Origin of the sequence: Bradyrhizobium sp. NBAIM18 (genome assembly GCF_020193825.1) — a bacterium.
Classification (GTDB): Bacteria; Pseudomonadota; Alphaproteobacteria; order Rhizobiales; family Xanthobacteraceae; genus Bradyrhizobium; species Bradyrhizobium yuanmingense.
Map to the genome: position 1 here is coordinate 229,156 of NZ_JADYVO010000008.1, position 18,305 is coordinate 247,460.

General features: G+C 65.7%; 15 protein-coding genes. 12 read left to right on the top strand and 3 right to left on the bottom strand.

What is annotated here, in order from left to right:
- The first annotated feature begins 15 nt into the window (after positions 1-15).
- Positions 16-1,053: a glycosyltransferase family 4 protein gene (locus I6F17_RS20190; protein WP_225130498.1), complete on the top strand. Its 1,038-nt coding sequence runs from the start codon at positions 16-18 to the stop codon at positions 1,051-1,053.
- Positions 1,054-1,238: 185 nt separating this feature from the next.
- On the opposite strand, the gene waaF is transcribed toward I6F17_RS20190, so the two are convergent.
- A complete protein-coding gene (gene waaF / locus I6F17_RS20195; RefSeq protein WP_225190442.1) occupies positions 1,239-2,300 on the bottom strand; it encodes a lipopolysaccharide heptosyltransferase II in 1,062 nt (353 codons plus the stop codon).
- Positions 2,301-2,458: 158 nt separating this feature from the next.
- Between waaF and rfaD the strand changes: the two genes are divergently transcribed.
- From rfaD to I6F17_RS20220, 5 genes are all read left to right on the top strand, one after another.
- Entirely contained in the window at positions 2,459-3,439 is a 981-nt protein-coding gene (gene rfaD / locus I6F17_RS20200) for an ADP-glyceromanno-heptose 6-epimerase (RefSeq protein WP_225129356.1), read from the top strand.
- A 13-nt stretch (positions 3,440-3,452) separates the two neighbouring features.
- The gene (gene rfaE1 / locus I6F17_RS20205; RefSeq protein WP_225129808.1) at positions 3,453-4,937 is read left to right on the top strand and encodes a D-glycero-beta-D-manno-heptose-7-phosphate kinase; all 1,485 of its coding nucleotides are present in this window, start codon (positions 3,453-3,455) and stop codon (positions 4,935-4,937) included.
- Positions 4,934-6,220 carry an O-antigen ligase family protein gene (locus I6F17_RS20210; RefSeq protein WP_225129715.1) on the top strand — a complete coding sequence of 429 codons (1,287 nt, stop codon included), beginning with the start codon at positions 4,934-4,936 and terminating at the stop codon, positions 6,218-6,220. Before rfaE1 ends, I6F17_RS20210 begins: the two co-directional genes overlap by 4 nt.
- An 84-nt stretch (positions 6,221-6,304) precedes the next feature.
- A complete protein-coding gene (locus tag I6F17_RS20215; RefSeq protein ID WP_225129717.1) occupies positions 6,305-8,218 on the top strand; it encodes an SDR family NAD(P)-dependent oxidoreductase in 1,914 nt (637 codons plus the stop codon).
- A 35-nt stretch (positions 8,219-8,253) separates the two neighbouring features.
- Complete coding sequence (locus I6F17_RS20220) at positions 8,254-9,201, top strand: NAD-dependent epimerase/dehydratase family protein (protein WP_225129719.1); 948 nt, start codon at positions 8,254-8,256, stop codon at positions 9,199-9,201.
- On the opposite strand, the gene I6F17_RS20225 is transcribed toward I6F17_RS20220, so the two are convergent.
- Together I6F17_RS20225 and I6F17_RS20230 are read right to left on the bottom strand one after the other, a co-directional pair.
- Complete coding sequence (locus I6F17_RS20225) at positions 9,189-10,208, bottom strand: glycosyltransferase family 4 protein (RefSeq protein WP_225129720.1); 1,020 nt, start codon at positions 10,206-10,208, stop codon at positions 9,189-9,191. The genes I6F17_RS20220 and I6F17_RS20225 overlap by 13 nt on opposite strands.
- Positions 10,205-11,164, bottom strand: a complete 960-nt coding sequence (locus I6F17_RS20230; RefSeq protein ID WP_225129723.1) for a lysylphosphatidylglycerol synthase transmembrane domain-containing protein — start codon at positions 11,162-11,164, stop codon at positions 10,205-10,207. The genes I6F17_RS20225 and I6F17_RS20230 overlap by 4 nt, the downstream gene beginning before the upstream one ends.
- 211 nt (positions 11,165-11,375) lie before the next feature.
- Between I6F17_RS20230 and I6F17_RS20235 the strand changes: the two genes are divergently transcribed.
- The 6 genes from I6F17_RS20235 (at position 11,376) to I6F17_RS20260 (ending at position 18,281) form a co-directional block, all read left to right on the top strand.
- Positions 11,376-12,365, top strand: a complete 990-nt coding sequence (locus tag I6F17_RS20235; RefSeq protein WP_036044561.1) for an SDR family NAD(P)-dependent oxidoreductase — start codon at positions 11,376-11,378, stop codon at positions 12,363-12,365.
- Positions 12,366-12,372: 7 nt separating this feature from the next.
- Positions 12,373-13,785, top strand: coding sequence for a mannose-1-phosphate guanylyltransferase/mannose-6-phosphate isomerase (locus I6F17_RS20240; RefSeq protein ID WP_225129725.1), 1,413 nt, complete (start codon positions 12,373-12,375; stop codon positions 13,783-13,785).
- A gap of 182 nt (positions 13,786-13,967) precedes the next feature.
- Entirely contained in the window at positions 13,968-14,972 is a 1,005-nt protein-coding gene (locus I6F17_RS20245) for a Gfo/Idh/MocA family oxidoreductase (RefSeq protein WP_225129726.1), read from the top strand.
- A 40-nt stretch (positions 14,973-15,012) separates the two neighbouring features.
- A complete protein-coding gene (locus I6F17_RS20250; RefSeq protein ID WP_225129810.1) occupies positions 15,013-16,164 on the top strand; it encodes a DegT/DnrJ/EryC1/StrS family aminotransferase in 1,152 nt (383 codons plus the stop codon).
- A 115-nt stretch (positions 16,165-16,279) separates the two neighbouring features.
- Entirely contained in the window at positions 16,280-17,809 is a 1,530-nt protein-coding gene (gene murJ, locus I6F17_RS20255) for a murein biosynthesis integral membrane protein MurJ (protein ID WP_036044554.1), read from the top strand.
- Positions 17,810-17,891: 82 nt separating this feature from the next.
- Positions 17,892-18,281 (top strand): VOC family protein, encoded by a 390-nt coding sequence (locus I6F17_RS20260; RefSeq protein ID WP_036044553.1) that lies wholly within the window; start codon positions 17,892-17,894, stop codon positions 18,279-18,281.
- Positions 18,282-18,305 lie beyond the last annotated feature (24 nt).

An 18,305-nucleotide genomic window follows, 5' to 3' on the forward strand; every position in this document is an offset into this window, starting at 1 on the left:
GAAATGGAGTGTGACGTGGCGGGTGTCCCCGGCGATCTCGAATTGATCGTGCCAAATCTGCACAGGCGCTATTCCGGGGTCACCGCGACCAACCGGATGGTGGCGCCGCGGCTGGCAAAGCTGTACCGCGCCGCCTGGTTCGGCTCGGACGCGCCGGCGGGGATCGCGCGCCTGAGCATCGGAGATCTCCTCAAGCTCTGGCGCCGCAAGCGGCCTGTGATCTGGCATGCGCGCCGCAACAACGAGATGATCGCGGGCGTTGGCTTGCGCGCGCTCGGCTGGCCGCTCAAGCTCGTGTTCACCTCGGCGGCGCAGCGGCATCACAGCTGGATCACGCGCTGGCTGATCCGGCGCATGGACGCGATCATCGCAACGTCAGATCTCTCGGCCTCGTTCCTGAAGGTGAAGGCGACGGTGATCCCGCACGGCGTCGACACCGACGTCTACGCGCCGCCCGCCGATCGCGCTGCTGCCTTCGCCGAAGCCGCGCTGCCGGGCCGCTACGCCATCGGCTGCTTCGGTCGCGTGCGGGCGCAGAAGGGCACCGATCTGTTCGTCGATGCGATGTGCCGTCTGCTGCCGCGTTATCCGGATTTCACTGCTGTCATCGTCGGGCAGATCACGGCCGAGCAGACGCCCTTTGCCAACGACCTGAAGAAGCGCATCGAAGCAGCAAACCTGCAATCGCGCGTCGTCATCACCGGCGAGCTGCCGATCGAAGCAGTGCAGCGCTGGTATCAGCGGCTGACGATCTACGCCTTCACCTCGCGCAACGAAGGTTTCGGTCTGACGCTGATCGAGGCGATGGCGGCGGGCAGCGCGCTGGTTGCCGCACGCGCCGGCGCGGCCGAGCTCGTCGTCGAGGATGGTGTCACCGGAGTGCTGATCCCGACGGGAGATGCCGACGCACTGGCGGCAGCGCTGGAGCCGCTGATGCGCGATGTGGCTGCGGCGACCGCGATGGGCGAGCGCGGGCGGGCGCGGGTGCTCGAGAAGTTCAGCCTCGATGCCGAGGCGGCGCGGATCGGCGCGGTCTATCGGCCGCTGCTCTGAGGCCGTTTTCGCCTGTCGCAAACAAAACCGCGAAAACAACCCCATGCACAGTAGCCGGGGTCAGCAAAATCAAGGAGTTGGCGGAGAGTTCGAGACATTGCGGATTTTTCGAACGAATTTTGACTCGTCGGGCAAAACAGTGGCAGGATGTCATCATCGGCGCGAGCCACGATCGCCTCAGTTCGTCACCCGCTTCCCGCTTCCCCCAGCACCCTCTCCGCAATCCCCACCACCTCGCTTGCCGCAATATTCCGCATGCAGCGGTGGTCGTTCACCTTGCAGACCGTGCTCTGGCAGGGCTGGCAGGACAGCTTTTCCTTGTCCTGCACCAGTGTCGCGGCGAGGCCGTTCAGCGGGGCCCAGAGATAGGGGCTGGTGGGACCGAAGATGCCCATGGTCGGCGTGCCCAGGGCGGCTGCGATGTGCATCAGGCCGGAATCGTTGGAGATGGCAACGCCGGCGGCGGCCATGGCGAGGATGCCGTTGCGCAAGTCCGAGCCGGTGAGATCGCGGACGCCCGGGCCGCCGGCGGCGATGATCTCCTGGGCGAGCTCCTTTTCGGCGGGACCGCCGACCACCCAGACCTCGAGGCCGCGCTCGACCAGCAGGCGGGCGGCTTCGGGATAAGAGGTCCAGCGCTTGGAGACGCCGACCGAGCCCGGGGCGAGTGCCACCGCGGCGCCGGCACCGAGACCATTGGCCTCGCGCCACCGGGCGATCTCCTCGGCCGGGACGCGCAGTTGCGGTACCGGCCATTCCGCGGGCAGGGGCGCGCCGTCGGGCTGGGCGAGGGCGGCGTTCTTGTCGATGAAGCGGGGCAGCTTCTTCTCACCCCAGCGCCAGCGGTTGAGCAGGCCGAACCGGAGCTCGCCGACGAAGCCGATCCGTTCAGGAATACCGGCGAGTGCCGGCGCGATGGCCGCCTTCCAGGTCCGGGGCAGCACCAGGGCAGTGCCGTAGTTCCGCTTCCGCAGCAGCCCCGCCAGACCGAACTGGCGTGCGACGGCGAGCCGGCTGCGCGGCATGTCCCACACGATGCCGGCGCGGACCCCGGGCATGTAATCGACCAGCGGGGCGCACAGGGAGGTGGTGAGGAGATCGACCGGCCGGTTCGGCCAGCGCTCCTTAAGGACCCGCACGACGGTGTGATTCCGCACGAAATCGCCGATCCACATGTAGGGGACGATCAGGATCGGGCGTGTGTCGCTCCGATCTGCATCACTGCCAAGTTGCGAATCAATATTCATTCGTTATGAGGGCCGAACACGTGCCGATATGGCGGCTCGGTTAGCCGCTCCGGGCCGGCAGGTAAAGGCGGCAGAAGAGCAATCCCAAAACAGCTTACACTTTGGCGGATCATGCGCTAGGGCAGGATCGGGCACCTAAAATCGGGCAGGTAGGTGGAATGTTGCTGGTGACCGGCGGGGCCGGTTTTATCGGATCGAACGTCGTGGCCGCGCTGAACGAGGCCGGTCGCAGCGACGTCGTGATCTGTGATCTCCTCGGAACCGAAGGCAAATGGCGCAACCTCGCCAAGCGGCAGCTTGTGGATATCGTTCCCCCGACCGAGCTGATGGACTGGTTGAAGGGCCGCAAGCTGGAGGCCATGATCCATCTCGGGGCGATTTCCGCGACCACGGCGACCGACGGTGATCTCGTCGTCGAGACCAATTTCCGCCTGTCGATGCGCCTGCTGGACTGGTGCACGATGAATGCGGTGCCGTTCATCTACGCGTCCTCGGCGGCGACCTATGGCGACGGCACGGAAGGCTTCGACGACGATTCTTCGCTTTCGGCGCTGAAGAAGTTGCGGCCTATGAATCTCTACGGCTGGAGCAAGCACCTGTTCGATCTCGCTGTCGCCGAACGTGTGGCGCGCGGCGATCGGCTCCCGCCGCAATGGGCCGGCCTGAAATTCTTCAACGTGTTCGGGCCGAACGAATATCACAAAGGCTCGATGATGAGCGTGCTGGCGCGGCGCTTCGACGACGTCAGGACAGGCCGCGTCGTGCAGCTGTTCAAGTCGCATCGCGAGGGCATCGAGGACGGCGATCAGCGTCGCGATTTCATCTATGTCGACGATGTCGTGCGCGTGGTCCTTTGGCTGCTCGCGACGCCGTCGGTGTCCGGCCTGTTCAACGTCGGCACCGGCAAGGCGCGCAGCTTCAAGGACCTCATGCTGGCTGCCTATGCGGCGCTCGGCACCAGGCCCAACATCGAATACATCGACATGCCCGAGCAGATCCGGGACAGCTACCAGTATTTCACCCAGAGCGAGGTCGATCGTCTGCTCCGCGCCGGCTATAACGGCGGCTTCACGACGCTCGAGGACGCGGTGAAGGCCTATGTCGGGGATTATCTCGACCGGCCCGACCGCTTTCGCTGAGGCCCTTTCGACCATGCCGACGCCCATTCTCGATTTCGATGCCCTCGCGCAAGCCATCTCAGGCCGTACGGTGCTGTGCATCGGCGACATCATGCTGGACGAGTTCGTCTACGGCGAGGTGTCGCGGATCTCGCCGGAAGCGCCGGCGCCCGTCATCGCCGCCCAGCGCAGCGAGATCCACGTCGGCGGCGCCGGCAACGTCGCGCGCAACGTCGCTTCGCTCGGCGCGCGCTGCATCTTCGTCGGTCTCATCGGCGAGGACGAGGCCGGTACGCGGCTCGAGGCAGCGCTCAATGATCAAGCCGGCATCGAGAGCGTGCTGGTGCGCGACGCCTCGCGGCCGACCACGCGAAAAGTCCGCTTCGTCTCCGAACATTTTTCCACGCACATGCTGCGCGCGGATTGGGAGCAGGCGCTGGCTGCGTCCGACGAGATCGAAACGAAGTTGATCGAGGCGATCCTGCCGCAGATCGCGCGCGCCGACATCGTGCTGCTGTCCGACTATGCCAAGGGCGTGCTGACGGCGCGCGTGATCCGCCACACCATCGATGCCGCGCGCAAGCTCGGCAAGCCCGTTATCGTCGATCCCAAGAGCCTGAACTGGGCGATCTATCGCGGCGCCACGCTGCTCACCCCCAACCGCAAGGAATTTTCGGAAGCGACCCGCAGCCGCGCCGACACGGTGCAGAGCATCGTCGAGGCCAGCGAGGACGTGATGCGGCTCGCCGACTGCGAGGCGATCCTGGTCACCCAGGGCGAGCACGGCATGACCTTGGTGCCGCGGAATGGCGGGGCCGTCCACGTGCCGGCCGTCCCGGTGAAGGTGCGCGACGTCTCGGGCGCCGGTGACACCGTCGCCGCTGCGGTTGCGGTGTCGCTCGCGGCCGGCGCGGACTGGGACACGGCACTGCGCATGGCCAACGCCGCCGCCGCCGTCGCGGTCGGCAAGCAGGGCACCGCCAGCGTCAGCGCGGCCGAGCTGCGACGCAAGATCCTGCCGCATGCCACGCTCGCGGCCGAAGAGAAGATCGTGGTCGACCCGGCAGCACTCGACGCGCAGCTCGCCGAATGGAAAAGGCAGGGCCTGCGCGTCGGCTTCACCAACGGCTGTTTCGACATCCTTCATCCCGGCCACGTCAAGGTGCTGACCGCGGCGCGCGCCGCCTGCGACCGCCTGATCGTGGGGCTCAACAGCGACGCCTCGGTGCGGCGGCTGAAAGGTGCCGATCGTCCGGTCCAGGACGAGCGCGCGCGTGCCGAGGTGCTCGCCGCACTGGAGGCCGTCGATCTCGTCGTCATCTTCACTGAGGACACGCCGATCGACCTGATCACCAGGATCAACCCCGGCGTGCTGGTGAAGGGCGGCGATTACACACGCGAACAGGTCGTCGGCCATGAGGTGGTCGAGGCCGCGGGCGGGGCGGTCGTGCTGGTCGACATTCTCCAGGGCTTCAGCACGACGGCGCTGGTTCATCGCGCCCGGGGAGGGGGCAAGTGACGGCGCTCGCACGCGAGACCCCCGGCCAGATGTTGCGGCGGCGCCTGCGCAGTCCGGCGGCCTGGCGTGAAACAGTCGATCTGTTTGCGATCCTGACTGCGGCCTCGCTGCCCTGGTCGACATCGCTTGCGGGGATCTTCAACGCGCTGATGCTGATCTGCATGGTGCCGTTCCTCGATCTACGCGACTTCCTGCAGTCCTTGAAGCGTCCGATCTGCATTGCGCCGATCGCGCTGGTCGTTCTCGCGCTGCTGGGGACGCTGTGGTCGGATGCCCCGTGGGGCGCGCGCTTCTATGCGGTTAATCCGACCGTCAAGCTGCTCGTGCTGCCGGTCCTGCTCTATCATTTCGAGCGCTCGCCGCGTGGCCACTGGATATTCATCGCCTTCCTGGTGTCCTGCGCCTTGCTGTCGGTGATGTCCTGGCTGGTCGCCTTCTACCCGAACCTCGCGCTCAAGACCGATCCGCCCGAGCGCGGCATCTTCGTCAAGAACTACATTGACCAGAGCCAGGAATTCGCGCTTTGCGCGGTGGCGCTCGCCTATCCGATCGTGATGCTGTTGCGCGAGAAGCGATACTGGTTCGCCGCGTTGCTGACGGCGCTGGCGCTTAGCTTCTTCATCAATATGACCTTCGTGGTGGTGTCGCGCACCGCGCTCGTCACCATTCCGATCATGTTCGGCGTGTTTGCACTGCTTCACCTCAAATGGCGCAGCATCGCGATCATCTCCGGCGCGCTGCTCGTCGGCGCCGTTCTCGCCTGGCAGGCCTCGCCGCAATTGCGCCACACCGCCGAGAGGTTTACCACCGATTACACCGGCTATGTGGAACGGGGCGAGGCAACCTCCATGGGCATGCGGCTCGAGTTCTGGCGGAAGTCGCTCGGCTTCTTCGCGGAGGCGCCGATCCTGGGGCACGGCACCGGTTCGACCCGCGGGTTGTTCGAACGCGTCGCGACGCCCGCCGGTCAGCGGCGGGCGTCAGCCGAGGTGATCGGCAACCCGCACAACCAGACGCTGAACGTTGCGGTGCAATGGGGCGCGATCGGCGTCGCCATTCTCTACGCGATTTGGATATTGCATCTGCGGTTGTTTCGCGGCGACGGGATTGCCAATTGGATCGGACTCCTAGTCGTGGTGCAGAACGTCTTTACCTCGCTGTTCAACTCGCATCTGTTCGACTTCCACGAGGGCTGGATGTACGTCATCGGAGTCGGCGTTGCCGGAGGCATGGTGATCCGGGCACAACAGGTTCGGACCAAGACGGCGGAAGCGGGTTCCTGAGCGGTCGCGCGGCTGGCAAGTCTTGTCGAGATGGGCTATCAGCGCGGTCAGGTTGCATCTAACTGGGTTTTCATCGGTCGGCGGATGACGCGACTTACGCATCTCACCTCGCGCAATTTCCTGATCGCGCTCCACGACCTGCTGGCGACCACGGCGGCGCTTTTTGCCGCCTTCTATCTGCGATTCGAGGGTGGCGACGATTTCTACGCTCGATTGCCGCTGCTGTTCCAGATCCTGCCCTACTTCCTCGCCTTCAGCGTGGTCGTGTTCTTCTTCTGCAATCTGACCACGACGAAATGGCGTTTCATCTCGCTGCCTGACGCGCTGAACATCATTCGCGCGGCGACCGTGCTCACGGTTGCGCTGCTCGTGCTCGACTACATCCTCGTTGCCCCCAACGTTCGCGGCGCCTTCTTTCTCGGCAAGGTGACGATCGTCCTCTACTGGTTTCTCGAGATCTTCTTCCTCAGCGCGCTGCGCATGGCGTACCGCTACTTCCGCTATACGCGGGTGCGGCGTCACGCGAGGGGCGGGGAGGCCGCGCCGACGCTGCTGATCGGCCGCGCCGCGGATGCCGAAGTGCTGCTGCGCGGCATCGAGAGCGGAGCGATCAAGCGCATCTGGCCGATCGGCGTCTTGTCACCATCGCCTGCCGATCGGGGCCAGCTCATTCGCAACGTGCCGGTGCTGGGCGGCATCGACGACGTCGAGGATGTGATCTCGGATTTCGCCAAGCGCGACAAGCCCATCGCGCGCCTCATCATGACACCATCGGCTTTCGAGCCGGAGTCGCATCCGGAATCGATCCTGATGCGGGCGCGCAAACTGGGTGTGATCGTGAGCCGGATGCCCTCGCTGGAGAGCGGCGATACGCCAAGGCTCACGGCGGTTGCGGTCGAGGACCTCCTGCTGCGTCCGAGCGAGAAGATCGACTATGCTCGCCTGGAGGCCTTGATCAGGAGCAAGGCCGTGATCGTCACCGGCGGCGGCGGCTCGATCGGATCCGAGATCTGCGAGCGTGTGGTCGCCTTCGGCGCGGCACGTCTCTTGATCGTGGAAAATTCCGAGCCGGCTCTCTACGCGGTCACCGAGGCGCTGGCCGCGCGTGGTGCCACCGCACAGATCGAAGGCCGGATTGCCGACATTCGCGACCGCGAGCGCGTCATGCGCCTGATGGCCGAGTTCAAGCCCGACATCGTCTTTCATGCCGCGGCGCTCAAGCACGTGCCGATCCTCGAGCGCGATTGGAGTGAGGGCGTCAAAACCAACATCTTCGGTTCCATCAACGTCGCGGACGCCGCCGTTGCCGCCGGCGCCGAGGCGATGGTGATGATCTCTACCGACAAGGCAATCGAGCCGGTGTCGATGCTCGGCCTCACCAAGCGCTTTGCCGAAATGTACTGCCAGGCGCTCGATCGCGACCTCGCAGCCGGAGCGAGCGGCAGCAAGCCGCCGATGCGGCTGATCTCGGTCCGGTTTGGCAACGTGCTGGCCTCGAACGGGTCGGTGGTGCCGAAGTTCAAGGCCCAGATCGAGGCCGGCGGGCCGGTGACGGTAACTCATCCCGACATGGTCCGTTACTTCATGACCATCCGCGAGGCCTGCGATCTCGTCATCACCGCGGCGACGCATGCGCTTGGGACGCAGCGTCCCGACGTCTCGGTCTACGTGCTCAACATGGGCCAGCCGGTGAAGATCGTCGATCTCGCCGAGCGCATGATCCGCCTGTCCGGTCTGCAGCCGGGCTACGACATCGAGATCGTGTTCACCGGCATGCGGCCGGGCGAGCGCCTGCACGAGATCCTGTTTGCCTCGGAGGAGCCGACCCGCGAGATCGGCGTGCCCGGCATCATGGCCGCGCAGCCGAACGAGCCGCCGATGCACACGCTGCGCAAATGGAATGCGGCGCTTGAGCAGGCGATCGCGCGCGACGATCGCGCCACCATCAGGACCATCCTGAAGGATGCCGTGCCGGAATTTGGATCCACGGCGGCCTGACCATTGTTGCGCAATCCAGCGCTCGGGGAGCGACGATGAGCGAACGCAAACCGGTCGTGCTGGTGACAGGAGCGAGCGGCTTCATCGGCCGTCACCTCGGGCAGGCGCTGGTGCGCAAGGGATGGTCGGTCCGCCCCGTCGTCCGCAAGCGGCAGGGCATCGACGGCGAGGTCGTGATCGAATCGATCGGCCGCGACACCGACTGGCGGGCCGCGCTCGAGGGGGTGGAGGCGGTGGTTCACCTTGCCGCGCGCGTGCATCACAGGCGCGAGGAGCATGCAGCCCAGCTCTACCAGGACGTCAACACCGCCGGCACGATGCACCTGGCGCGCTGCGCGGCGAGGGCGGGCGTGCGCCATTTCATCTTCATCAGCACCGTGCTGGTGCATGGCCGCAGCAACGAGGGCAGGGCCCCGTTCAGCGAGAACGACGTCCCGACGCCGCGCGGCCTCTACGGGACGTCCAAGGCGGCGGCCGAGGCAGGCCTGAGGACGCTCGCGGGCGAGAGCGACATGAAGATCTCCGTGATCAGGCCGCCCATGGTCTATGGCGCGAGCGCCAAGGGAAGTTTCGCTCTGTTGACGCGCGCGATGAACCTTGGGGTGCCGTTGCCGTTCGCCGCGATCCGCAATCGCCGCGCCTTCCTTGCCGTGCAGAACCTGTCGTCCTTCATCCTGCACCGGCTCGCTCATCCAGATGCGGCCGGCCATTTCGAGATATTCCTGCTCGCCGACAGCGAGCAGTTCTCGACGCCCGAATTCATCGCGCGTCTGGCTAAGGCCTCCGGCAAGCGCCCACGACTATTCGGCGTGCCGCCGGGCTTGCTCAGCGCGCTTTTCCGAATGATCGGCCGGCAGGACATGCATGACAGCCTGATCGGCTCGCTCGAGCTCGACGTCTCCAAGGCGCTCGCGACCGGCTGGCGGCCGGAGGTTTCGCTCGACGAGGGGCTGCGGCTCGCCGTGTCGGCTCAGGACGCCTGAGGCCGGGAGAAGCGGCGCAGCAGGAGGGCGACCGCGATGGCGCCGGCGATCAGCGCGGGCAGCGTGACGGCCACCGTCGCGGCGCGAACGGCGAGGATCGCCAGCCCTGCGAGCACGAGGTTAAGCAGGAAGACTTCGCCGCTCACCCGGGACACCGAGAAACCGTTGTCGGTTGCGCGCTGATAGAAATGCGAACGGTGCGCCGACCAGAACGGCTCGCGGCGCGCGATGCGCCGAAACAGCGTGATGGTGGCATCGGCGAGGTAGTAGGCCGGCAGCAGCAGCGCCGCAGCCGCTTGTCCGTGCCAGGCGAGCTCGAGCAGGCACCAGCCGAGCAGGAGGCCGATCGGCAGGCTGCCGACATCGCCCAGGAAGACTTTTGCGACAGGACGGTTGAACGGCGCAAAGCCGAGCATGGCGCCGCACAGCGCGGTGGCGATCAGCACGGCCGGCCATGGGAGATCCCCGAGCATTCCCAGCAGCAGCAGCGCAGCGGTGACCGGAACGACTTCCGCCACCGTCATCAGGTCGAGCCCGTCCATGAAGTTGACGAGGTTCACGAACCAGACGCCGGCAAGGACGATGAGGCCGCGCTCCAGCGCGAGCGGCAGCGCCGGCACGATGCGCGCGGTGTCGGGGGCGGTGAACACCACGGCGCCGACGCAGGCGGCCTGCAGCACCAGGCGCACCAGCACGGGCAGCGATACGATGTCGTCGACGAAGCCGACCAGCGCGATCACGATTGTCGCAGCGACCAGCGCCGGCGGGATCGCGACATTGGCGGAGACCCCCCACAGCGAGGCAACGATCAGCGTCGCGGCGATCACCGCGATGCCGGCGCCCTGCGGGGTCGGGACGCGATGGGAGGACCGCGCATTCGGCCGCGCCAGCGCGTAGCGCTGCAGCAGGGGGCGGCTGGTCCAGGTGACGAGCGCCGAGATCAGCACGGCCGCCGCAGCGGCAAGCAGCAGGACCGCGCCGGCGAGCGCATCGGCAGCCAAATTCACTCCGGCACTCCGATCGCGGCCGACCCTTGCGCGGCTTTCTCGGCGCTGAGGATCCAGACCAGGCCGCCGACTGCCCCGACCAGGAAGAACACGGCGCCGAACAGCAGCGAGACGTTGACGCCCTCGTTGGCGGAAAGTCCCGCGAAGCCGAACGCAAGGCTCATCGTGGCCTCACGTACGCCCCAGCCGGCGATCGAGATCGGCATCATCGTGATCAGCATCACCGGCGGCACGAGCAGAAAGACGTCGCTGAAGCGAACCGGGGCCCCAATCGACTGCACGACGCACCAGGCGATGACGACGGCGAGCACGTGAACGAGGACCGACAGGATCGCGACGGCGGGACCGCGGGTGCCGCTGAAGATCACGCGATTGGCGATGACGGCGCAGGCGTGGATGTGATGCGTTGCCCACCAGGTCTTCAGCCAGCCCCATTTCAGCGCGCCGAAGATCAGGAAGCCGAGGCCGCCGGCGAGCGCCAGGAGGTCGATGAGCAGCAGCGCCGAGCGACCGTGCGGATCGGTGATGAGGGTGTAGCTCCAGGGCAGGCTGGCGACGATCAAGATTGCGAGCGCGATCAGGCCGATGGCGCGGTCGACGAAGATCGAGTAGGTCGCCGTGCGCCAGCCGGCGCCGGCGCGGGCGACCAGCCACAGGCGCACCGCATCGCCGCCGATCGCCGACGGCAGCGTCTGGTTGAAGAACGAGCCGATCACGTTGTATCGCATGGCGCGGCCGAGCTCGAGCGGTGCGCCGCAGGCGGCGCTGATCTCGCGCCAGCGCAGCACGCCGACGAAGATCTGCAGGAACGTGACCGCGATCGCCACACCGAGCCAGAACAGGCTGGTCAGGGTGAATCGGGAAAACAGCTCGGACAGGTCGACCTTGCGCAGCGCCAGATAGAGCAGCGCCGCGGAAATCAGGATCTTGGCCGTCGACAACAGGATTCGGCGCATCTCGTCCGCATGAACAGGGTTTGCTAAGATTTGAGGCAACCCGACGCGAGGCGCCGAATTCGGCCGCTTTGGTATGGTTTTGGCGCCGATCTTGCAATAGCCGTCGTTAAGGACGCCATGAGGAGATCGCGTGAAGGAGCGGGGAGCCTATTGCGACCCCGTCGAGGTGGCGGCTAGACAGGATCGGGCGAGGGATCACCCAGGGAACAGGATGACGGATCGGGCGATTTTGGTCACGGGTGCGGCCGGCTTCATCGGCTTCCACGTCGCCCGGCAGCTCCTGGGCGAAGGCCGCGCCGTCGTCGGGCTCGACAATCTCAACAGCTATTACGATCCGGCGCTGAAGAAAGCGCGCCTTGCTCTGCTCCGGGACCAGCCGCGCTTCTCGTTCATCGAGGCCGATCTCGCCGACCGCGAGACCATGGCGGCGCTGTTCGCGCAACATCGTTTTGCCAAAGTCGTGCATCTGGCCGCGCAGGCCGGCGTGCGCTACTCGATCGAGCAGCCGCAGACCTACGCCGATTCCAATCTCGTCGGCTTTCTCAACGTGCTGGAGGGCTGCCGCAACAATGGCTGCGGTCATCTGGTCTACGCCTCGTCATCCTCCGTTTACGGCGCCAACACAAAACTGCCATTTGCGGTTGCGGACCGCACCGACCATCCGGTCAGCTTCTACGCCGCGACCAAGAAGGCGAACGAGGTGATGGCGCAGTCCTACAGCCATCTTTATCGCCTGCCGGTCACGGGGCTGCGGTTCTTCACCATCTACGGGCCATGGGGCCGCCCCGACATGGCCATGTTTCTGTTCGCGAGCGCCATCATGGCCGGCAAGCCGATCCGGCTCTTCAACCATGGCAAAATGCGCCGCGATTTCACCTATATCGACGATGTGACGCGCGTCGTGTCCAAGCTGATCGATCTCGTGCCTGCGGACGATCCGGCTGCCGCAAATGCGCCGTCAAAGCTCTACAATGTCGGCAATCATCATCCGGAGGAACTGATGCACGTCGTCGGTCTTCTGGAGCGGGAGCTGGGCCGGACGGCGATCAAAGAATTGCTGCCGATGCAGCCGGGAGATGTGCTGGAAACGTTCGCGGATGTCGAGGATCTCTCGCGCGACACCGGCTTTGCACCGTCAACGCCGATCGAGCATGGGGTTCATAACTTCGTCACCTGGTATCGGGACCATTTCAAGGTTTGAGATCACGATGGACAAACGCATAATCCCCCTGATCATGTGCGGCGGTGCCGGCACGCGGCTGTGGCCCGCTTCGCGCGAGGTTCGGCCCAAGCAGTTCCTGCCGCTGTTCGGCACGCGCTCGACGTTCCAGGACACGCTGCTGCGCGTGTCCGATCCCTCTTTGTTCGACCGGCCGATCGTCATCACCAACGCCTCCTATCGCTTCATGGTGCTGGAGCAGCTCGCCGAGATCGGCATTGAGGCCGACGTGATCCTCGAGCCGATGCGGCGCGATTCCGGCCCTGCCATCGCGGCCGGCGCGGTGTTCGCGCAGAACCGCGCCAGCGAGGCGATCGTGCTCGCGCTCGCCGCCGATCACGTCGTGCAGAACAATGCCGCCTTCGTCGCCGCCTGTCGCGAGGGCCTCACCGCCGCGAATGCCGGGCGCATCGTCACCTTCGGCGTCAAGCCGGAGCGGCCGGCCACCGAATACGGCTACATCAATCCGGGCGAGGTGATCGCGGGCGAGGTGCAGGCGGTTGCACGCTTCGTCGAGAAGCCGGACGCGGTGAAGGCCTCCGACTACGTCAATTCGGGCTATCTCTGGAACAGCGGCAACTTCATGTTCCCGGCGAGCGTGCTGCTCGACGAATATCGCAGGGTCGATGCGGCAAGCGTCGAGGCGGTCACCAATGCCGTCAACAATGCCGGCCGCGATCTCGGCTTCGTCACGCTGGAGCCGGAGGCGTTCGGCGCGGCCAAGGCGATCTCGATCGACTATGCGGTGATGGAGAAGACTTCGCGCGCCGCCGTCGTGCCGGTGTCGTGCGGCTGGTCCGACGTCGGCTCCTGGCATGCGGTATGGGAGCTGTCGGAGAAGGACGCGCAAGGCAATGCCGCGCACGGCACCGCCGTGTTCGAGGATTCCCGCAATTGTAACGTCACCACGGATTCCGCGCTGGTCGCGCTCGAAGGCGTCGACGATCTCGTCGTGGTCGCGACCGCGGACGCGGTGCTGGTCTCGCGGCAGAAGGATGCCAACGGGCTGAAGCGCCTGGTGACGAAATTGAAATCGGTGGCGCCGAAGGTCACCGAGGAGCATCTCAAGGTCCACCGGCCCTGGGGCAGCTATCAATCCGTCGACAATGGCGAGCGCCACCAGGTCAAGCGCATCGTGGTGAAGCCGGGCGGGCGGCTGTCGCTGCAGAAGCACCATCATCGCGCCGAGCACTGGATCGTGGTCCGCGGCACGGCGCAGGTGACCGTCAACGAGACGGTGAAGACGGTGCACGAGAACGAGTCGATCTACATCCCGATGGGCGCCGTCCACCGGATGGAGAATCCCGGCAAGATCCAGCTGGAGCTGATCGAGGTCCAGACTGGAAGCTATCTGGGGGAAGACGACATCATCCGGATTGAAGACGACTATCAAAGGTCGTAACCAGCAAACTCCGAATCACGCGACCCGGGCCGAGAAGCGGTATCTTTTTCGGCCTAAGGCCCGGGCAACGTGTAACTTTTTGAATCAAATCGTGTCCGGCCCGCCAGGGCGGCATTCGCCACAAATGTGGCGTCCGTGCTAGAAGCGGCCCGGGGATTTGCGTTGAATCGGGGTTTGCTCAGATGACTTCCAGGGGATCTGCACCGGCAAGGGCCGGCTTGCGCGTCGGTGTCATTGGCGCCGGCGTGATGGGCAGCAACCATGCGCGCGTGCTCAGCGGCCTGCCCGGCGTCAGCCTCGTCGGCGTCGTCGATCCCTCGCCGGCGCATCGCGCGCGGGCCACGGAGCTCGCCAATTGCGAAAGCTTCGAGACGCTTGACCAGCTGCTCAGCGCCGGTGTCGATGCCGTCACCATCGCGGCACCGACCCATCTGCATCACGAGGTCGCGCTCGCATGCATCGCCAAGAACATCCACGTGCTGGTCGAGAAGCCGATCGCCTCCACGGTGGAAGAGGGCCGCGAGATCGTCGCCGCCGCGCATAAGGCCGGCGTCACGCTGATGATCGGCCATGTCGAGCGCTTCAATCCGGCGGTCGCCGCGGTCAAGCAGGCGATCGCGGGCGAGGACATTCTCTCCATCGCGATCACCCGCGTCGGCCCGTTCCCGCCGCGCATGTCCAATGTCGGCGTCGTCATCGACCTTGCCGTGCACGATATCGATTTGATCCGCTGGTTCACCGAATCCGACATCGTCGAGGTGCAGCCGCAATTGTCGAGCGCGGTCGCCGAGCGCGAGGACATCGCGCTCTTGCAGTTCCGCACCGAGAGCGGCGTGCTCGCCCACATCAACACCAACTGGCTGACGCCGTTCAAGGCGCGCAGCGTCACGGTCGCAACGCGCGGCAAATACGTGATGGGCGATCTCTTGACGCGCCAGGTCACCGAATGCTTCGGCTTCAAGCCGGACGGCAGCTACTCGATGCGGCATCTGCCGGTCGGCCATGACGAGCCGCTTCGCGCCGAGCTGATCGCATTCCTCAAGGCGGTGCGCAACGGCGAGACGCCGGCAGTGACGGGCGACGAAGGCGTCGCCAGCCTCGAGATTGCCACGCAATGCCTGGAGACGCCCTCGCGTCCTGCGGCCACGTCACCCGCGCGCAAGGGGCCGCGCCGCGTCGCCGGCTGATCTCTTCTCCATGTCGACCGCTCAAACGTCACAAGGCGTCATGAACCAGCACTTACGCTCCGAACCCATTCCCTTCATCGACGTCGCCTCGCAGCGCCGCCGGCTCGGCGCCTCGCTCGATGCGGCCGTCAAGCGCGTGATGGACCATTGCCAGTTCGTCAACGGGCCGGAGGTCTTCGAGCTCGAGAAGCAGCTCGCGGCCTACTCAGGCGCCAAGCACGTCATCGGCTGCGCCAGCGGCACCGACGCGATCCTGATGGTGATGATGGCCAGGAATGTCGGGCCCGGCGATGCCGTGCTGTGTCCGTCCTTCACCTTCATCGCGACCGCCTCGCCGGTGGCGCGGACCGGCGCGACGCCGGTCTATGTCGACGTCGACGAGACCACCTTCAACATGAGCCCGGAATCGCTCAAGCGCGGCATCGCCACCGCCCGCAAGGCCGGCCTCAAGCCGGCCGCGGTGATTCCGGTCGATTTGTTCGGCCAGCCCGCCGATCACGACGCCATCGCCGAGATCGCCAGGGCCGAAGGCCTGTTCGTGCTCGACGACGCCGCGCAAGGCTTTGGCGCGAGCTACAAGGGCCGCAAGCTCGGCACCTTCGGCCACGCGACGGCGACCAGCTTCTTCCCGGCAAAGCCGCTCGGCTGCTTCGGCGACGGCGGCGCCATCTTCACCGATGACGACGAGCTCGCCGCCACCTTGCGCAGCATCCGCGTGCACGGGCAGGGCGTCGACAAGTACGACAACGTCCGCCTCGGCCTGACCGGCCGCCTCGACACCATGCAGGCCGCCGTCCTGATCGAGAAGCTGAAGATCTTCGACGACGAGATCGCCGCCCGCAACAAGGTCGCCGAGCGCTATGCGCGCGGCCTGTCCAATGTCGTCACCGTGCCGCGCCTCGCGCCCGGCAACACCTCGGTCTGGGCGCAGTACACGATCCGCCTGCCTGAAGGCACCGACCGAGACGGCTTCGCTGCCGCGCTGAAAGCCCAGGGCGTGCCGACCGCGATCTATTACGGCAAGTCGATGCACCAGCAGACCGCCTACAAACAATACCCGGTCGCCGAGGGCGGATTGCCGGGTTGCGAGAGCCTGTCGCAGGACGTCATCAGCCTGCCGATGCATGCCTACCTGACCGAGGCCGATCAGGAGCGAATCATCGCCGCCGTCCGCGGCGCGCTGGCGGGCTGATTTGCCTCTCACCTCTCCCCGTCGGGGAGAGGTCGACACCGAGCAAGCCGCTTTTTTGATCTCATGCTCTTTCAAAGCCTTATCGGCGGCCCGATAAGCCTCTAGAAGAGTCCGCATGCTCGGACGCATCTTCACGGTTGGCGGATACACGCTGCTCTCGCGGGTCACGGGATTTGCCCGCGACATCATGCTCGCGGCGATCCTTGGCGCCGGCCCCGTCGCCGATGCCTTTTTCGTGGCGCTGCGGCTGCCCAATCATTTCCGTGCGATCTTCGCCGAGGGCGCTTTCAACGCGGCCTGGGTGCCCGCCTATGCCCATGTCCATGGCGAGAAGGGCGAGGCGGCAGCTCACCTGTTCGCCGACCGCATCTTCACGCTGCTGCTGGCCTCGCAGGTGGTGCTGCTGATCGTCGCCTGGCTGTTCATGCCGCAGGCCATGAGCATCCTCGCACCGGGCTTCAGTGAGGACGCCGAGCAGCGCAAGCTCGCGATCGAGCTGACCCGGATCACCTTTCCCTACCTCCTGCTGATCACGCTGGTGACGCTCTATGGCGGCATGCTCAACGTGATGCAGCGCTTCGCCAGCGCGGCGGCGGCGTCGATCTTTCTCAACGTCGCGATGATGATGACGCTGGCGCTCGCCGCCTGGTTCCCGACCGCGGGCCACGCCGCGGCCTGGGGCGTGCTGATCTCGGGCTTCCTGCAATATTTCCTGCTGGCCGGCGATCTCGCCCGCCATGGCGGCTTGCCGCGCTTTGCGCCGCTCAAGCTCGACGAAGACGTCCGCGGCTTCTTCAAGGCGCTGGGGCCTGCGACGCTGGGCTCGATGGGCACGCAAGTGGCAATGTTCGCCGATACCATCATCGCGACGTTCCTGCCGGCGGGTGCCCTTTCGGCGCTCTATTATGCCGACCGGTTGTATCAGCTGCCGATTGGCGTGATCGGCATCGCCATCGGCACCGTACTGCTGCCGGAGATGTCGCGGCGGATCACGGCGAATGACCAGGACGGCGCGATGAAAGCGCAACGCCGTGCCTTCGATTTCACGCTTCTCTTCTCCGTTCCGTTCGTCGCGGCCTTTCTCACCGTGCCTGACGAGATCATGCGCGCGTTGTTCGCCCACGGCGCCTTCTCCAAAGCGGACGCCGCCGCGGCCGGCGCAACGCTTGCGGCCTACGCGATTGCCTTGATCCCGGCCGTGCTGATCCGCAGCGCGGTTGCGACCTTTTATGCGCGCAAGGATACGGCGACCCCTGTCCGCGCCTCGCTGACGGGCATCGCCGTTAACGTCGCGCTAAAGTTCGCATTGATGGGCTCGCTCGCCCAGATCGGTCTTGCGCTGGCGACCGCCGTTGGGATCTGGACAAATCTAGTGCTGGTGCTCTTTTTCGCCGTGCGGCGGGGCTTCCTCGCCATCGACCGCGCCTGGCTGATGTCGCTCGCGAAATTCCTGCTGACCGGCCTCATCCTGGCCGCCGCCTTCTGGCTGATCGCGCGCTTCAGCCCGGCCGCTCTCGCCTCCGTGCACGCCTTCCGTGACGAAGCGACGCTGGTCCTGCTCGCTGTCGGGGGCACGGTCGTCTACGCGCTCGCGATCCTGATCCTGTTCGGCCGCAGCTGGCTGGTCTCGCTGGTGCGCGGCTAGGACCTATCCTCTACTGGAGGATTGATCTAACGATAGGAGTTCCAACCAGTCGCCTTGAGCAAGAACGATTTGGCAGCCCTCCATGCGACAGCATCTGAGCCTCACTGCGGTTATCGTTCGCGACTACGACGAGGCGATAGCCTTCTTTGTTGGCAAACTCGAATTTGAGCTTCGGGAAGACACCCGTCTCGATGAAAACAAGCGCTGGGTTGTCGTAGCGCCGCCCGGCAGCACCGAGAGTGGCATTCTACTGGCAAAGGCTGCGAACCCGGGCCAGGCGCAAGCCATCGGCAATCAAAGCGGCGGCCGCGTCTTTCTGTTCTTGGCCACAGATGATTTCGAGCGCGACTACGACGCGTTTCGGAAGCGAGGGGTTGAGTTTCTCGAAGAACCGCGGCGCGAGCCTTACGGCACGGTCGCAGTATTTGAAGACCTCTATGGCAATCGCTGGGATCTGATCGAGCGGATCTAGGACGGGCCTGCGGCCAATGTGCAC